The sequence below is a fragment of the Pantoea sp. X-Soil-TKNS-1280 genome, assembly GCF_059730475.1.
In genome coordinates, this window is record NZ_AP035962.1 from 200914 (window position 1) to 217108 (window position 16195).

Below are 16195 nucleotides of genomic sequence, written 5' to 3' on the forward strand. Positions count from 1 at the left end.
TAATGACTGTGGCAGAAGTGATTATTTTTTAATCAAACGCACACTTCTGAGGCGGAATTAGGACTCGGGATGAACGGCAAAGGCGAAAAAATTGCTTATTGTTGTCCACGATTTTAGCTGAGAGCGTTAATGTGAATTTACTCACTATGAGTACTGAACTTGGTATAGTTTTTCTGTTTTCCTTAGCGTTCCTGTTTTTTGCTCGTAAAGCGGCTAAAAAGATTGGGCTGGTTGACACACCCAATTCCAGAAAACGTCACCATGGTGCCATTCCGCTTGTCGGGGGTATCTCCGTCTACGCGGGGATCTGCTTCGCTTTTATCATTTCCAACTACTATCTCCCCCATGCTTTGCTGTATCTCAGCTGCGCCGGTGTGCTGGTGTTTGTCGGTGCACTGGATGATCGCTTCGACATCAGCGTGAAGATTCGTGCCGGGGTGCAGGCTGCCATTGCCGTCGTGATGATGGTGGGGGCCAAACTCTATTTACTCAGTCTCGGTTTTATCATTGGCCCGTTCGAGTTGATTGTTGGCCCGTTTGGCTACGTGCTGACGCTGTTTGCCGTCTGGGCGGCTATCAACGCCTTCAATATGGTTGATGGTATCGATGGTTTGCTGGGGGGCTTATCCTGCGTCACCTTTGGTGCGATGGGCATCATTCTGTACTTTGACGGTCAGAGCAGCCTGGCGATGTGGTGCTTCGCCATGATTGCCGCCACCATCCCTTATATTCTGCTTAACCTCGGTTTCCTCGGACGACGCTACAAAGTGTTTATGGGTGATGCCGGTAGCACCATGATCGGTTTCACCATCATCTGGATCTTACTGGAAACCACGCAGGGTCTGAGCCACCCGATTACGCCCGTGACGGCGCTATGGCTGATTGCCATCCCGCTGATGGATATGGTTGCCATCATGTATCGCCGTCTGCGTAAGGGGATGAGTCCGTTTTCTGCCGACCGCCAGCACATCCATCATCTGATTATGCGCGCGGGCTTTACTTCGCGGCAGGCATTTCTGTTGATTACCACTGCGGCGGCGATCCTTGCGGGTATCGGGGTATTGGGTGAGTATCTGGCCTTCATCCCGGAGTGGGTGATGTTGTTGCTATTTCTGGTGGCGTTTTGTTTCTACGGCTATTGCCTGAAACACGCCTGGCGCGTCGCGCGTAAAGTTCGCCGTATCAAACGCCGCTGGCAGAGCGCGAGCGAAGTTAAAAAATAATTATTAAGAACCCGAATAAGGATTCCTTGTTATGACCTCTGTTGTTGTGGAGAACGAACTGGATATTCGCGGCCTGTGCTGTGCACTGTGGCGCGGCAAACGCTGGATTATGGGTCTGGCGCTGCTGTTTGCACTGCTGGCATGGCTGGCTTCCATGCTGATGAAACAGGTATGGAGCACCACGGCGATTACCGATCGACCCACGGTCAACATGCTGGGCGATTATTTCGTCCAGCAGCAATTTATCAATAACCTTGATGCGCGTAACAACACGCTGAACCTGAACACACCCGCACCCACGGTGATGGACGAAGTGTATCAGGAGTTCACCATGCAACTGGCTTCATGGGATACGCGTCGTGAGTTCTGGTTACAGACTGACTACTATAAAAGCCGCAAAAGTGGCAATACCCGCAACGATGCGGCGTTGCTTGACGAGATGATCACCAATATCCAGTTCACGCCAGCTGATCCGGCGCATAACACCCTGGATAACATTAAACTGAATGCCGAAAGCGCCAGCGATGCCAATAATCTGCTGCGTCAGTACATTGCTTACGCCAGCGAACGGGCAGCACGCCATCTTGATGAGGAGTTGCAGGGAGCCTGGCAGGCGCGTAGCGAGCAATTAAAGGCGCAGGTGAAACGTCAGGAAGATGTGGCGCAGGCGGTATTCGAACGTCAGCGTCAGCGTATCGGGCAGGCGTTGAAAATCGCCAGCGAGCAGGGTATCAAAGAAAACCGCGCGGTTGCGAACAGCGGGAACCTGCCGGACAGTGACCGCTTCCTGCTGGGGCAGCAAATGCTGCAGGCCCAGCTTGATACTCTGCAGGCAAGCGGACCTGCCTACGATTTAAGCTATGATCAAAACAGGGTGATGCTGGCGACGTTGCAGGCCGGACCCCAGCTGGATAAGCAGTTCCAGACTTATCGTTACCTGCGTACACCGGAGGAACCGGTGACACGTAGTAGTCCACGTCGGGCGTTTATGATGATCATGTGGGGCGTCATCGGCGCGCTGGTGGGTGCGGGGGTTGCATTGGTGCGCCGTCCGCGCCCGATGTTACCAACGAGTCATTAAGAGAAGCCGCGTGAAAGTTCTGACCGTATTTGGCACTCGTCCTGAGGCGATCAAAATGGCACCTCTGGTGCAGGCGCTGGCGCAGGATGCTGCGTTTGAGTCACGCCTGTGCGTCACGGCGCAGCATCGCGAAATGCTCGATCAGGTGCTGCGTCTGTTCAACCTGCAACCCGATTACGATCTCAATATCATGCGCCCGGAGCAGGGCCTGACAGAGATCACCTGCCGTATTTTGCAGGGCATGAAAACCGTGCTGGCTGACTTCAGGCCCGATGTCGTCCTGGTGCATGGCGACACCACCACCACGCTGGCCGCCAGCCTGGCGGCGTTCTATCACCAAATTCCGGTGGGGCATGTGGAAGCGGGTCTGCGCACCGGTAACCTGATGTCACCGTGGCCGGAGGAAGCGAACCGCACCCTGACCGGCCATCTGGCAAGTTATCACTTCACGCCCACCGAAAACTCGCGCCAAAACCTGCTGCATGAAAATCTGCCGGATCAGCGTATTTTCGTCACGGGGAACACCGTCATTGATGCGTTGCTGTGGGTACGTGACCGCGTGCTGGATGATGCTGACCTCAATGCCAGGCTGGCGGCGCGTTATCCGTTCCTCAACCCGGATAAAAAGCTGGTGCTGGTCACCGGTCATCGGCGTGAGAGTTTTGGCGGCGGTTTCGAACGTATTTGCAGTGCGCTGGCGCACATTGCCCGCCAGCATCCGCAGGTGCAAATCGTTTATCCGGTGCACCTCAACCCCAATGTCAGCGAACCGGTGAACCGCATTCTGAGCGGCATCGAAAATATCGTGTTGATTGAGCCGCAGGAGTACCTGCCTTTTGTCTGGCTGATGAACCGGGCCTGGCTGATCCTCACCGATTCGGGTGGTATTCAGGAAGAAGCCCCCTCACTAGGCAAGCCGGTGCTGGTGATGCGTGACACCACCGAGCGTCCGGAAGCGGTGGCTGCCGGTACGGTCAAACTGGTTGGTACCGATGTTGACAAAATTGTCGCTGAAGTCAGCCAGCTGCTGGACAACGAAGACGCCTGGCTGGCGATGAGCCATGCGCACAACCCTTATGGCGACGGCCAGGCCTGCGCACGCATTTTGCAGGCCCTCAAAAATCACAGAGCATAACCATGAGTTTTCAAACCATTTCCGTTATTGGACTGGGCTATATTGGGCTGCCGACGGCAGCCATTTTTGCTTCCCGGGGAATAAACGTGGTGGGCGTCGATATCAACGCCCGCGCGGTCGAGACCATTAATCGTGGTGAAATCCACATCGTGGAACCGGAACTGGGTGACGTGGTACGTGATGCCGTCCACAGCGGCCATCTGCGTGCGACCATGCAGGCCGAAGCGGCCGATGCGTTTCTGATTGCGGTACCGACGCCTTTTATCGGCGATCATCAACCGGATCTCAGTTTTGTCCAGGCAGCGGCTGACGCCATTGCATCGGTGTTAAAAGCCGGGGACCTGGTTATCCTCGAGTCCACGTCACCGGTCGGGACCACCGAGCAACTGGCTGAATGGCTGGCGGCTGCGCGTCCGGACCTGCGCTTCCCGCAACACGGTGAGGCGGTGGATGTCGCCATTGCCTATTGTCCGGAGCGCGTGCTGCCAGGCAAAGTGATGGTGGAGTTAATTGAGAACGATCGGGTTATTGGTGGCATGACGCCCGCCTGTTCCGCGCGAGCCAGTGAGCTATACCGGATTTTCCTGCGCGGTGAGTGCGTGGAAACCAACGCGCGTACTGCCGAGATGTGCAAATTGACGGAAAATAGCTTCCGTGACGTCAATATCGCCTTTGCCAATGAATTATCGCTGATTTGCGCCGAACAGGGGATTAACGTCTGGGAATTGATTGCGCTGGCGAATCGTCATCCGCGCGTCAATATCCTGCAACCTGGCCCGGGCGTTGGCGGCCACTGCATTGCGGTCGATCCCTGGTTTATCGTGGCGCAAAACCCGCAGCAGGCGCGACTGATCCGCACTGCGCGGGAAGTTAACGATGCCAAACCGCGCTGGGTGCTGGATCAGGTAAAACAGCAGCTGGCGGAATGTCTGACGGCCAGCGGCAAGCGCGCCAGTGATATCACCATCGCCTGCTTCGGTCTGGCGTTTAAACCCAATATTGACGATCTGCGCGAAAGTCCGGCGATGACGGTAGCGCACCTGATCGCCGAATGGCATAGCGGTACCACCTGGGTGGTGGAACCGCATATCAGTGAGATCCCCGCACGCCTCGTGCGCGAAGCCACGCTGGTGACCACCACGGCGGCACTGCAACACGCCGATATCCTGGTGATGCTGGTCGATCACGCCGCATTTCGCGCCATCGATGCAGCACAGGTGACACAGTCGTGGATTGTCGATACCAAAGGAGTCTGGCGATGAAACAATTTCGGGTTACCCGCTATGTCCGTCAGCGTCAGTATTAATCCCCTGGCGTGGGAAAGCGGTTTCTTCGCCGTGCAGACGGCGCGGCTGGATCCTGATGGCGATACGCCGCTGACGCTGGCGCTGCAACAGCCCTGTGCGCTTTGGCAAATGAAGGTGGCCGCTGAACGTAACGATGTGATTGATGCCATCAGTCGGCACGGTTTCCAGCTGGTGGAAGGAGAAGCTGACCTTGCCATCAACATTAAGCGTACCGAACGGCAAACCGGTGTGCGTATCGCGCGTGAAGCGCAGATCCCGCAGCTGCGCGCTGCCGCCGCGACGGCGTTCCGCCTGAGCCGCTTTCGTGCGCCCTGGTTTCACGCCGATGACAGCAGCCGCTTCTATGCGCAATGGATTGAAAACGCCGTGCGCGGCACCTTTGATAATCAATGCCTGATCGCCTGCGATGAACAGGGCGCGTTACAGGGATTTGTCTCGATACGCGAACAGAACGACGATGCGCGCATCGGCCTGCTGGCGGTGTTGCCTGAAGCGCAGGGCAAGGGGATTGGTCAGCGGCTACTGCTGGCGGCAGCGGACTGGGGGCGGGTGCGCCAGCTTAATCGCCTGCGTGTTGCCACCCAGCTCAGTAACCTGGCGGCGATGCGCCTCTATTTACGCAGCGGTGCGCGGCTCGAAAGCACCGCCTACTGGTTTTACAGGAACGCACATGATCCCATTTAATGCCCCGCCGGTGGTGGGCAGCGAAATTGAATATATGCAGTCGGCGATGGCCAGCGGCAAATTGTGCGGCGATGGCGGCTTTACCCGGCGCTGTCAGCAGTGGATGGAACAACACTTCGGCAGCAAAAAAGTTCTGCTGACCCCCTCCTGCACCGCCTCGCTGGAGATGGCGGCACTGCTGATTGATATCCAGCCCGGTGATGAAGTGATCATGCCGAGCTACACCTTTGTGTCCACAGCCAATGCCTTTGTGTTGCGCGGTGCGACCATCGTCTTCGTTGATGTGCGGCCCGATACGCTCAATATCGATGAAACCCTGATTGAAGCGGCGATTACCAGCAAAACCCGCGCTATCGTGCCGGTGCATTACGCCGGGGTGGCCTGCGAAATGGACACCATCATGGCGCTGGCGGCGAAGCATAAACTGTATGTGATTGAAGATGCCGCGCAGGGCGTGATGTCGCAATACAAAGGGCGCGCGCTGGGTACCATCGGCCATATTGGTTGCTTCAGCTTCCATGAGACCAAAAACTACACCGCGGGTGGTGAAGGCGGTGCGACGCTGATTAATGAGGCAAAGCTGGTGGAACGTGCGGAGATCATCCGCGAAAAAGGCACCAATCGTAGCCAGTTCTTCCGGGGTCAGGTGGATAAATACACCTGGCGCGATATCGGTTCCAGTTATCTGATGGCGGATTTGCAGGCGGCCTATCTGTGGGCGCAGCTGGAAGCAGCCGAACGCATCAACCAGCAGCGTTTACGCCTGTGGAACAACTACTTTGCGGCACTCCAGCCGCTGGCAGCAATCGGACGCATTGCGTTGCCGGTGGTGCCGGACAGCTGTCGCCACAACGCGCATATGTTTTACATCAAGCTGCGCGACAGCCATGATCGGCAGGCACTGATCAACTGGATGAAAGAAGCGGAAATTCTCACCGTATTTCACTATATCCCGCTGCATTCATCACCGGCAGGAGAGCGCTTTGGTCGCTTCCACGGTGATGACGTGTTTACCACGGCTGAGAGTGAGCGCGTGCTGCGTCTGCCGCTGTTCTACAATCTGTCGGACAACAATCAGCGCACGGTCATTAACTCTCTGCTGAGCTTTTTTGCCTGATGTCGCTGGCTAAAGCCTCGGTGTGGACCGCCTCGTCCACGCTGGTCAAAATAGTTGCGGGTTTGCTGGTAGTTAAACTGCTGGCTGTCAGTTTCGGGCCGGAAGGTGTTGGCCAGGCCGGTAACTTTCGTCAGATGATAACCGTGCTTGGCGTACTGGCGGGGGCGGGTATCTTCAACGGCGTCACCACCTATGTGGCGCAATTTCAGCAGCAGCCTGAGTCGTTGCGTGCCGTCACCGGTACCGCGTCAGCGCTGGTGCTGGGTTTCTCCACGCTGCTGGCGCTGGTGTTCCTGCTGGCGGCGGCTCCCATCAGTCGTGCCTTGTTCGGTCATGACCATTATCAGGGCGTGGTCAGGATCGTCGCATTTTTGCAGCTCGGCATCGCCTGGGCCAACCTGACGCTGGCGCTGCTGAAAGGCTTTCGCGATGCGCGTGGTAATGCGCTGGCGTTGATGGCGGGCAGCCTGATGGGGGTGCTGGCCTATGTGCTGTGCTGGTGGGTTGGCGGTTATGCCGGTGCGCTGGTTGGCCTGGCGCTGGTGCCCGCGCTGATCGTGATTCCGGCGCTGGTGATGCTGCGCCGTCATGATCGGGTCTTGCCGCTGCGCTGGTTACAGCCGGTGTGGCAGCCGGAGCTGGCACGTAATCTGGCGAAGTATACCCTGATGGCGCTGATCACTTCGGTAACGCTACCGGTGGCTTGGGTGATGATGCGTAACCTGCTGGCGCAGCAGCAAGGCTGGGCGCAGGTGGGGTTGTGGCAGGGGGTGACCAGTATCTCTGATGCTTACCTGCAATTTATCACCGCCACGTTTAGCGTCTGGCTGCTGCCAACTCTGGCACGGCTGGAGCATAAGCCACAGATCACCCGCGAAATTCTGCGTGCGCTGCGCTTTGTCCTGCCTGCTGTGGCGGCAGCCAGCTTTTGCGTCTGGCTGCTGCGCGACGTGGCTATCTGGTTGCTGTTTTCCACAAAATTTGCCGCGATGCGCGATCTGTTCGTCTGGCAGCTGTGCGGTGACGTGTTTAAAGTCGGCGCGTATGTTTTCGGCTACCTGGTGATCGCCAAAGCCTCGCTGCGCTTCTATATTTTGACTGAAGTCAGCCAGTTCATCTTGCTGCTGGCCTTTTCCCACTGGCTGATTCCGTTACATGGCACAACAGGTGCCGCGCAAGCCTATATGGCGACCTATATCTGCTACTTCACCCTGTGTTGTGGCGTTTTCACGATTTATTGCCGGAAAAAATGACGTTAACTCATGTGCTGGGATCGGACATCCCCCATCATAATCACACGGTGTTGCGCTTCTTTGATGAAGTGATCACCCGCCTGCTGCCGGTGAACACGCCGCGTCGGTTTATGGTGGTGACGCAAACCCCGCAAGCATTGCAGGCGTATCAGTCACTGCAGATTGAAACCTTCCCGAATAAACGCGCGCTGGCGCAGGCGGTGATGCAACGTGCCGCCGATCGTCAGCAGCGCTTCTTTTTCCACGGGCAGTTTAACCCGACTATCTGGCTGGCATTGCTGAGCGGTAAGCTACGGCGGCGGCAGGCGTTCTGGCACATGTGGGGTGCCGATTTGTACGAAGAGGGCAGTGGCCTGAAGTATCGGCTGTTCTATCTGCTGCGCCGCCTCGCACAGGGACGTATGGCGCGCGTATTCGCGACGCGCGGCGATTTGCACCATTATCAGCAGCGTCATCCGCATGTGCCGGGGTCGCTGCTGTATTTCCCGACGCGGATGCCGGAATGTGCGATGCCGGTCGCGGCTGAACATAATGAACTGACCATCCTGTTGGGCAATTCGGGCGATCGCAGCAATCGCCATATTGCCGGTTTACAGGCGATCAGAGCACAGTTTGGCGAACGGGTGAAGGTGGTGGTGCCGCTGGGCTATCCTGCTGATAACGATGTGTATATTGCGGAAATTGCCGCAGCTGCCGCGCAGCTGTTCCCACAGGGGCAGGTAACTTTACTACGCGATAAGATCGATTTTGATGCTTATCTGGCACTGCTGAGCCGCTGCCAGCTGGGTTATTTTATGTTTGAACGCCAGCAGGGGATTGGTACCATCTGTCTGTTGATTCAGGCTGGCATTCCGTTTGTGCTCAACCGCAAAAACCCCTTCTGGCGCGATCTCAGCGAGCAGGGGGTGCCGGTATTGTTCAGCGACGATGCGCTTGATGAGGCGCGGATCGTGGAGGCACAGCGCCAGTTAGCGCAATGCGATCCCTCCGCCATCGCATTCTTTGCCCCTGGCTATCTGACAGGGTGGCGCGAGGCGCTCACTCTGAGTGAAACGGAGACATTATGACCCTCATGCAGTTTAGCGGTCTGCTGGTGGTGTATCTGTTCTCGCTGGGGTTCATTCTGACCCTAACCTGGCGGGAATTTAAACGGGTGCGTTTTAATTTCCACCTGTTTTTCACCTTGTTGTTTTTACTGACCTTTTATTTCGGTTTTCCGCTCACCAGCATTCTGGTGTTCCGCTTTAATATGGCGGTGGTGCCGCCGGAGTATCTGTTGCAGGCGCTGCTGGCCGCTACCAGTTTCTATGCGATTTATTACGTCAGCTATAAAGTACGCTTACGCCCGGCCACTGCCGCGCCGCCGAAACCCTGGCTACAGATGAATCGGGTGGAAACGAACCTGACTTGCCTGCTGCTGGCGTTGGTGGCAATGGGTACGGTCACGGTGTTCTTTATGCACAACGGCCTGCTGCTGTTCCGGCTGACGGCGTACAACCAGATTTTCTCCAGTGAAGTGTCCGGTGTTGCGCTCAAGCGTTTCTTCTATTTTTTCATTCCGGCAATGCTGATCCGTTACTTCCTCAATCCCACACAACGCCAATGGTTACTGTTTTTGCTGGTGTCGGTAGCCTTTGGTTTGCTGACTTATGCGCTAGTCGGCGGTACGCGTGCCAACATCATCATCGCCTTTGCGCTGTTCCTGTTTATTGGTATTACCCGCGGCTGGATTACCTTATGGATGCTGGCGGGGGCGGGTGTGATGGCGGTTGGCGGTATGTTCTGGCTGGCGCTGCGTCGTTACAACCTCGATGTGATGGGTGAAGAGGCGTTTTACACCTTCCTCTATCTGACGCGTGATACCTTCTCGCCGTGGGAGAATCTGGCACTGTTATTGCAGCATTATCACAAGATCGAGTTCCAGGGCCTGGCACCGATGTGGCGTGACTTTTATGTGTTTATTCCCAGCTGGCTGTGGCCCGGTCGTCCTTCGATGGTGTTGAACAGCGCTAACTACTTTACCTGGGAAGTGCTGAATAACCATTCCGGCCTGGCGATATCGCCGACGCTGCTGGGGTCGCTGCTGGTGATGGGCGGCGTAGGGTTTATACCGCTGGGTGCCATCGCGGTGGGGATGCTGATGAAAGGCTTCGATAACCTGTATGCGCGTGGCCGTGATGAAACCAACCGCTATAGCGGAGCCATTCTGCAAAGCTTCTGTTTTGGCGCGGTGTTCAACATGATTGTACTGGCACGTGAAGGGCTGGATGCGTTCGGCTCACGCGTGGTGTTTTTCTGCATTATTTTTGCTGCCTGTTTGCTGGTGGCGAAGCTGCTTTACTGGCTGCTGGATCGTGCCGGACTGATTCGTCAGCGTGGTGAGCCGGTTTTACCCAGCCCCTCTTAACTCTGGGGCCTAACAGGAAGATGTTTGACGTTGAATAAGATGAATACAGAGGCGTTGCGTTACCCCGTGCGTGGTGTCGATCTCTGCGCTTTCGGGGATATGGCCTCCTTTCTGCACTTTCTGCTGCCAGACGATAAACCGCGCAGCGGTACGCTGGTGGCGATCAACGCAGAGAAAATGCTGACGCTGGAAAGCGACGCTGAAGTCCGCCAGTTGATTGAACAGGCCGAATTCAAGTATGCCGATGGCATCAGCATCGTTCGCTCGCTACGGAAGAAATACCCGCAACTCAAGGTGAACCGTATTGCCGGTGCCGACTTATGGGAAGCCCTGATGGAACGTGCCGGACGCAGCGGCATTCCGGTATTTTTGATTGGTGGTCATCAACAGGTGTTGCAGGAAACCTGCGATAAGTTGCGTCAGCAATGGAATGTGAACATCGTTGGCAGCCAGGATGGCTATTTCTCCCCGGATCAACGCGAGACGCTGTTTGCGCGTGTGGCGGCAAGCAAAGCCCAGATTGTGACGGTGGCGCTGGGATCGCCGCGCCAGGAGCTGCTGATGCGCGATTGTCGCGCCCATTACCCCAATGCGCTGTATATGGGCGTGGGAGGCACCTACGATGTTTTCACCGGCCGGGTGGCGCGAGCCCCTCGCTACTGGCAAAAAATGGGGCTGGAGTGGCTGTATCGTTTGATTCGTCAGCCATCGCGCTGGCGTCGCCAGATAAAATTACTTAAATATTTAGGTTATCACTGGCGCGGCGATCTCTGATATTGCTGATAAATGCAGCAATTCACGGCTGCAGCAAGGGGAAAGTGCCGCATTTATCGACGGAATGCACAAAGCGTAATCAAACGCGTTTTTTTATTAAAAAAGCACTGGACAGTCTGGTACCAAGCCCGTAGTATGCCCATCCGCAACGGCGCTACGCGCCCGTAGCTCAGCTGGATAGAGCGCTGCCCTCCGGAGGCAGAGGTCTCAGGTTCGAATCCTGTCGGGCGCGCCATTAAGTTTGTGCGCAAGAGCTTCGGTGGTTTTAAATACCGCGTTAAGTAGTAAAAAGATTTATGGTGGCTATAGCTCAGTTGGTAGAGCCCTGGATTGTGATTCCAGTTGTCGTGGGTTCGAGTCCCATTAGCCACCCCAGATTTTGCTGGGACATGCGAAGGTGGCGGAATTGGTAGACGCGCTAGCTTCAGGTGTTAGTGTTCTTACGGACGTGAGGGTTCAAGTCCCTCTCTTCGCACCAGGCAAAATATTAAGATAGATAAAAATCGGCGAGTAGCGCAGCTTGGTAGCGCAACTGGTTTGGGACCAGTGGGTCGGAGGTTCGAATCCTCTCTCGCCGACCATCTTAATATGAAAAACAACCTGCTAAGAGCAGGTTTTTTTTCGTCTATAGATCAGCGATTTTGTCGGTTGTCTCCTGATGGCGACATGTAATTGTATGATTTATAATGGTTTTACAGATCCTTGCACTGCCTGTCGCCCGACAGAGACAGCTTTATCCCGGCATGTCGCGGTTTCCCGACATGATGCGATAACACCAAAACCTTTCCATTTTTAATTCATTGATATAAAAAGAATAAATTCATTATCTGCCAACCTGGCACGACTTATGCAATAATGACATTGTAGATGCTCATTCCACCTCTTATGTCTGCTGATGCTGCATAAACCTGGGAATGATGCAGAGCCCCTTACGGTACCCGTTGTCCAGCCTGGCAGTATCGCGTAAGCCTTACTGCAGTTAGAAGGACATTACGTTGAGTCGGGTACCATCAGTTGTCTTACCGACCTGATCTTACACCTGCTTCTGGCAGGTGTTTTTTTATCTGCAAAATGCCAAATCCTGCGGTGGTCTTAATTTCGGCGCAAAAAAAGCCGGGCGAACCCGGCGTGCACAAAAATACAACCATAACAAAATCAGGCGCTGGGATTGTTCTTCAGCGTCAGGAGCAGGCCTTCGCGGCGCATCTTAGCCGCTTCTTCCGGGCGATGCAGGCGATCGTAAACATCGGCCAGCCATGCATAATCAAAGGCATCCGGGCGCTGTGCCAGCGCCGCCTGGAAGGCTTCTGCCGCCTGCTGCCATTCACCGTGGCGCATCAGCATCTGGCCCAGCGTGCTATGCAGCAGCGGTGTGGCGCCGTGTTGTTTGATCTGATTGCGCAGGGCTTTTTCCAGTGATTGTGGATCGCCGCTTTTGATACGCGGCATCAGCAGCACCAGACGGTCGTCATACTGACGTTTCAGGCCATCCAGCACGATGGACTGTGCGGTATCCGGATCATCACACTCAATCAGATGCTCTGCCATGGCAACCTGCAACGCGGTTTCCTGGCGGGTTTTGCGGCTCTGATTTTGCCACCAGCGCTTCAGACCATCGCTGCCCTGGTCGGCCATCGCCTGATTCATCAGCCCCAGCCATGCCTGCTGCTGCAACGCTGCGCGCTGCGTGTCATTATTAATCTGCACTTTCTGCATCGATGGCAGGATATCCAGCAACGCACCCCAGGCACCGGTACGGATGTAGGCCTGTTCAGCCAGACGCAACACTTCCGGGTGGCGCGGGGCCACTTCCAGCAAGCGATCGATGCCATGACGGGCCGCGTGGTCCTCATTGCGCGCCAGTTGCAGACGAACACGGGTGATTTCCACCGGAATGGTATCGTTTTGCGCCAGTTCCGCTGCACGTTCCAGATGTTGGTTGGCGCGAATTTCGTCACCGCGTTGCTGAGCGGCTTCAGCAGCCAGCAGATAGTTAGCAACCGGTTGATCGGCGTGGTCGGCATCTTTCGACAGCAGCTTCTCAGCCTGCTTGTAATCACCTTCCGCCAGCTTCATCAGCGCGGTTTGCGTCTGACGCTGTGCACGGCGGCGCTTACGACCGGTAAACCAGCCGCGGGTGCGGACGCCGGTACGCAACAGACGGCGTAATACCCACTCCACAAACAAAATCACCAGCAGGCTGAGGATCAGGATGATGCACAGACCGGTGACGCTGGTTTCAATATTCCAGTTGTCCGTCTGAATCAGCACATAACCCTGGTGACCGGCAATCATCGGGCCAAGTACCACTCCGGCAATCAGCAGCAGAAAAAGGATCAATACTTTCAGCATACTTAGCCTCCCTGCTGGTCAGCCGCAACCGCTGGCTGTGCCAGCAAATTACGCACGCGGGTCTGCATCAGTTTCTCCAGCAGTGGCTGGCTCTCCAGCGTGTCGGGCACATCCATCGATATGCTCTGCTGGCTCAGCTCATCCAGTTGCTCAAGGAAGGCTTTGGTGGCGGCATCGTTAGTGTCGTACCAGGCGCGTACCCAGGTGGACACCGCATCAATCGACTGTTTATAGATTTCGTCCTGATGACGTGGCACCGCCTGCGCGGCAATCAGCAGACGTGAACGAATGTTTTCACGCAGATACACATCCTGATTGGGTGCCAGTAATGGCTGGGCGGTGTTGTCGCGACGGCGGATGGTGATGAAGTCATCCATAAAGTTGTGCCAGCTTTTCGCCAGGTTTTGTCGCCACTCATGCAGGGAGCCGGAAAGCTCGCCGCCATCGGCATCCATCGGCGAATCATCGCTGTCGTTATCGGCCAGTCGCAGATTATCGACACCGTTCGACAATTGATTCAGTTTGAGAATGATACCGTCGTAATCGACCTGACTGACCGCCGACAGGGAACTGATATCCTGGGTCAGGGCGCGACGCACGTTCATCACGCTGGGGTCGTTCATCTCGGCAAGGCTGGTGTCAGCGCTTTTCAGCAGGGCAGCGGCGGTGGTGACATCCTGATCGCTCCACAGCTTACGACCCGCCAGTTTGACCAGATAGTCAGCCTGTGCCAGCAGCCAGGTGCGGGTATCGTTACCCGAAATAGTGGCGACTTTTTGCCGCAGCGCTTCAAGCTCCTTCGCGCTGGCGTCCTGTTGATTGCGCGCCTCCTGTAAAGCGCTGTTGGCGCTCTCCAGTTGCTGCGTCAGCTGTTGTTTATCGCTGCCCAGTTGCTGTTGCAGCGCACTCAGCTGCTCGTTCAGGTCCTGATTAGTCTGAGCCTGTAAGTCGGCCTGGTGTTTCCCATTCAGGTAAAGTCCCGCGCCAATCGCCAGCGCAATCACAATCGCTACTGCACCCAGTACCTTGCCATCGTTTTTTTTATTGCGAGGCGGTTTACCGGCCGGAGGTGTAGCGTTGTTACCCGCTGGGGTAGTTTCATCAACCATGGCGGAGGAGGCTTTTTGTTCCGTCATTGCGGCTCATCCCAATGTTAAGTTCAGCGTAACGCACGCAGCAGCGCATCGTTATCGGCACCATCGGCTACCTCAATATCCTGCCAGCCCATGCTGGCTGCCAGGGTAGCCAAACGTTCACTGACGACCAGCAGCCGACAGTGTAATAACCATTCCCGCCGATCGATTGGCGGAAACAGCCCAAACAGTTGTTGTAACATTTCGCCGCTGGTCACTACCAGCGTCGTAATCCCGCGATCGCGCCAGCGACGACCTTCAACCGCGCCGTCATAATACTTTTCACAGCGCTGATAACATTCACAATAACGGACATCGACACCGCGTTCCGTCAGGGTATCCGCCAGCAATTCGCGGCCTGGACTGCCGCGCAGAATTAAGGCGCGCTTGCCGCTGACTTTTTGCAGACGGTTCAGACGCACCAGTTCTTCACTGGTTTCCCGCGCATGAGGATAGTCTACTTTCAGATTACTGACGGTATGCAGTGCCAGCGCCGTGCTACGACCGATGGCGTAATAATCGAGCTGTGTGGGCCAGGCAAACCCCTGGCGCTGCAATGCGGGGTGGGCAAAGGTCACCACCTGCTGTGACAGCAAAAACACCAGGTCGTCAGGTTGCAGGTCAGAAAGTTGTTGTGGCAAATCATCGACATCGCGACCCGGCGTGAACTCAATCAGCGGCAGGCTCCACGCCAGTTTCCCCTGGGTTCGCAATCGCGCGACCAGTTCGCTGGCAGCAGGCTCGGGACGGGTCACGAGGATGGTCATGCGGGCGGCTGTCCCTGATAGACTTCACGCAGAATGTCGCGCGCGCCATTTTCCAGCAGTTCTTCCGCCAGTGAAATGCCCATCTTTTCGGCCTGATCGCGTGGACCACGGCGTTCACCGGTGATCATCTGGCTGCCATCGGGTGAACCAACCAGACCACGCAGCCATAACTGATCGCCTTCTTCCAGCACGGCAAAGCTGCCAATCGGTACCTGGCAACCGCCTTCGAGACGGGTATTCATCGCACGTTCGGCGCGTACGCAAACGGCGGTATCGCCGTCATTCAGCGCCTGCAGCAGGGTAATCAGTTCGGCATCGTCGAGACGGCACTCAATGCCGACTGCGCCCTGGCCCACGGCGGGTAACGACAGTTCCGCCGGTAAAGCCAGACGGATACGATCTTCCAGCCCGAGGCGTTTCAGCCCGGCCGCAGCGAGGATAATCGCATCATATTCACCGGCATCCAGTTTGCCGAGGCGGGTACCCACGTTGCCGCGCAGTGAGCGAATCACCAGGTCGGGACGGCGAGCGCTGAGCTGACATTGACGACGCAAGCTGGAAGTACCCACCACCGCACCCTGCGGCAGGGCATCAATGGAGTCGTAATGATTAGAGACGAAGGCATCGCGCGGATCTTCGCGCTCGCAGATAGTGACCAGGCCGAGTCCTTCAGGAAAATCCACCGGCACATCCTTCATAGAATGCACGGCGAGGTCGGCGCGGTTTTCCAGCATCGCCAGTTCCAGTTCCTTGACGAAAAGCCCTTTCCCGCCCACTTTAGCCAGCGGTGTATCAAGGATGACATCACCTTTGGTGACCATCGGAACCAGTTCCACGCGCAGGCCCGGGTGGGCTGCCATCAGGCGCTGCTGGACATATTGTGCCTGCCAAAGCGCCAGGGGGCTTTGTCTTGTAGCAATTCTGAAAATTTTGTCTAACATGCTGTTAACCGTTTTGATCGT

14 protein-coding genes and 4 tRNA genes are annotated in these 16195 nt (G+C 56.2%); 14 read left to right on the plus strand and 4 right to left on the minus strand.

The window, feature by feature from the left end; translation table 11 throughout:
• The first annotated feature begins 146 nt into the window (after positions 1-146).
• From wecA to AC6I8X_RS00965, 14 genes are all read left to right on the plus strand, one after another.
• On the plus strand, positions 147-1223 hold the full coding sequence (gene wecA / locus AC6I8X_RS00900; protein ID WP_299455429.1) for a UDP-N-acetylglucosamine--undecaprenyl-phosphate N-acetylglucosaminephosphotransferase: 1077 nt from the start codon (positions 147-149) through the stop codon (positions 1221-1223).
• Positions 1224-1254: 31 nt separating this feature from the next.
• Complete coding sequence (gene wzzE, locus AC6I8X_RS00905) at positions 1255-2304, plus strand: ECA polysaccharide chain length modulation protein (protein ID WP_497840415.1); 1050 nt, start codon at positions 1255-1257, stop codon at positions 2302-2304.
• 10 nt (positions 2305-2314) lie between these two features.
• Positions 2315-3439, plus strand: a complete 1125-nt coding sequence (gene wecB, locus AC6I8X_RS00910) for a non-hydrolyzing UDP-N-acetylglucosamine 2-epimerase (protein WP_313684707.1) — start codon at positions 2315-2317, stop codon at positions 3437-3439.
• A 2-nt stretch (positions 3440-3441) separates the two neighbouring features.
• The gene (gene wecC / locus AC6I8X_RS00915) at positions 3442-4701 is read left to right on the plus strand and encodes a UDP-N-acetyl-D-mannosamine dehydrogenase (protein WP_497840416.1); all 1260 of its coding nucleotides are present in this window, start codon (positions 3442-3444) and stop codon (positions 4699-4701) included.
• 21 nt (positions 4702-4722) lie between these two features.
• A complete protein-coding gene (gene rffC, locus AC6I8X_RS00920) occupies positions 4723-5430 on the plus strand; it encodes a dTDP-4-amino-4,6-dideoxy-D-galactose acyltransferase (RefSeq protein ID WP_313684703.1) in 708 nt (235 codons plus the stop codon).
• The gene (rffA, locus tag AC6I8X_RS00925) at positions 5417-6547 is read left to right on the plus strand and encodes a dTDP-4-amino-4,6-dideoxygalactose transaminase (protein WP_313684701.1); all 1131 of its coding nucleotides are present in this window, start codon (positions 5417-5419) and stop codon (positions 6545-6547) included. The genes rffC and rffA overlap by 14 nt, the downstream gene beginning before the upstream one ends.
• Entirely contained in the window at positions 6547-7800 is a 1254-nt protein-coding gene (wzxE, locus tag AC6I8X_RS00930; RefSeq protein WP_497840417.1) for a lipid III flippase WzxE, read from the plus strand. The genes rffA and wzxE overlap by 1 nt, the downstream gene beginning before the upstream one ends.
• The gene (wecF, locus tag AC6I8X_RS00935; RefSeq protein ID WP_497840418.1) at positions 7797-8867 is read left to right on the plus strand and encodes a TDP-N-acetylfucosamine:lipid II N-acetylfucosaminyltransferase; all 1071 of its coding nucleotides are present in this window, start codon (positions 7797-7799) and stop codon (positions 8865-8867) included. The genes wzxE and wecF overlap by 4 nt, the downstream gene beginning before the upstream one ends.
• On the plus strand, positions 8864-10207 hold the full coding sequence (gene wzyE / locus AC6I8X_RS00940; protein WP_497840419.1) for an ECA oligosaccharide polymerase: 1344 nt from the start codon (positions 8864-8866) through the stop codon (positions 10205-10207). The genes wecF and wzyE overlap by 4 nt, the downstream gene beginning before the upstream one ends.
• 39 nt (positions 10208-10246) lie before the next feature.
• Positions 10247-10981 carry a lipopolysaccharide N-acetylmannosaminouronosyltransferase gene (gene wecG / locus AC6I8X_RS00945; RefSeq protein ID WP_497841006.1) on the plus strand — a complete coding sequence of 245 codons (735 nt, stop codon included), beginning with the start codon at positions 10247-10249 and terminating at the stop codon, positions 10979-10981.
• A gap of 158 nt (positions 10982-11139) precedes the next feature.
• Positions 11140-11216 (plus strand) — tRNA-Arg (locus AC6I8X_RS00950).
• Between the two features lie 64 nt (positions 11217-11280).
• Positions 11281-11356: transfer RNA gene (locus tag AC6I8X_RS00955), tRNA-His, on the plus strand.
• 16 nt (positions 11357-11372) lie between these two features.
• Positions 11373-11459 (plus strand) — tRNA-Leu (locus tag AC6I8X_RS00960).
• Between the two features lie 26 nt (positions 11460-11485).
• Positions 11486-11562: transfer RNA gene (locus tag AC6I8X_RS00965), tRNA-Pro, on the plus strand.
• A 574-nt stretch (positions 11563-12136) separates the two neighbouring features.
• Here AC6I8X_RS00965 and hemY read toward each other — a convergent pair.
• Genes hemY through hemC form a run of 4 tightly spaced genes read right to left on the minus strand, consistent with a single transcriptional unit; the run spans position 12137 to position 16174 of the window.
• The gene (gene hemY, locus AC6I8X_RS00970; protein ID WP_497840420.1) at positions 12137-13333 is read right to left on the minus strand and encodes a protoheme IX biogenesis protein HemY; all 1197 of its coding nucleotides are present in this window, start codon (positions 13331-13333) and stop codon (positions 12137-12139) included.
• A gap of 2 nt (positions 13334-13335) precedes the next feature.
• On the minus strand, positions 13336-14469 hold the full coding sequence (gene hemX / locus AC6I8X_RS00975) for a uroporphyrinogen-III C-methyltransferase (protein WP_299455413.1): 1134 nt from the start codon (positions 14467-14469) through the stop codon (positions 13336-13338).
• Positions 14470-14492: 23 nt separating this feature from the next.
• Positions 14493-15233, minus strand: coding sequence for a uroporphyrinogen-III synthase (hemD, locus tag AC6I8X_RS00980; protein WP_084871712.1), 741 nt, complete (start codon positions 15231-15233; stop codon positions 14493-14495).
• Positions 15230-16174, minus strand: a complete 945-nt coding sequence (gene hemC / locus AC6I8X_RS00985) for a hydroxymethylbilane synthase (RefSeq protein ID WP_299455410.1) — start codon at positions 16172-16174, stop codon at positions 15230-15232. The genes hemD and hemC overlap by 4 nt, the downstream gene beginning before the upstream one ends.
• Between the last annotated feature and the right edge of the window lie 21 nt (positions 16175-16195).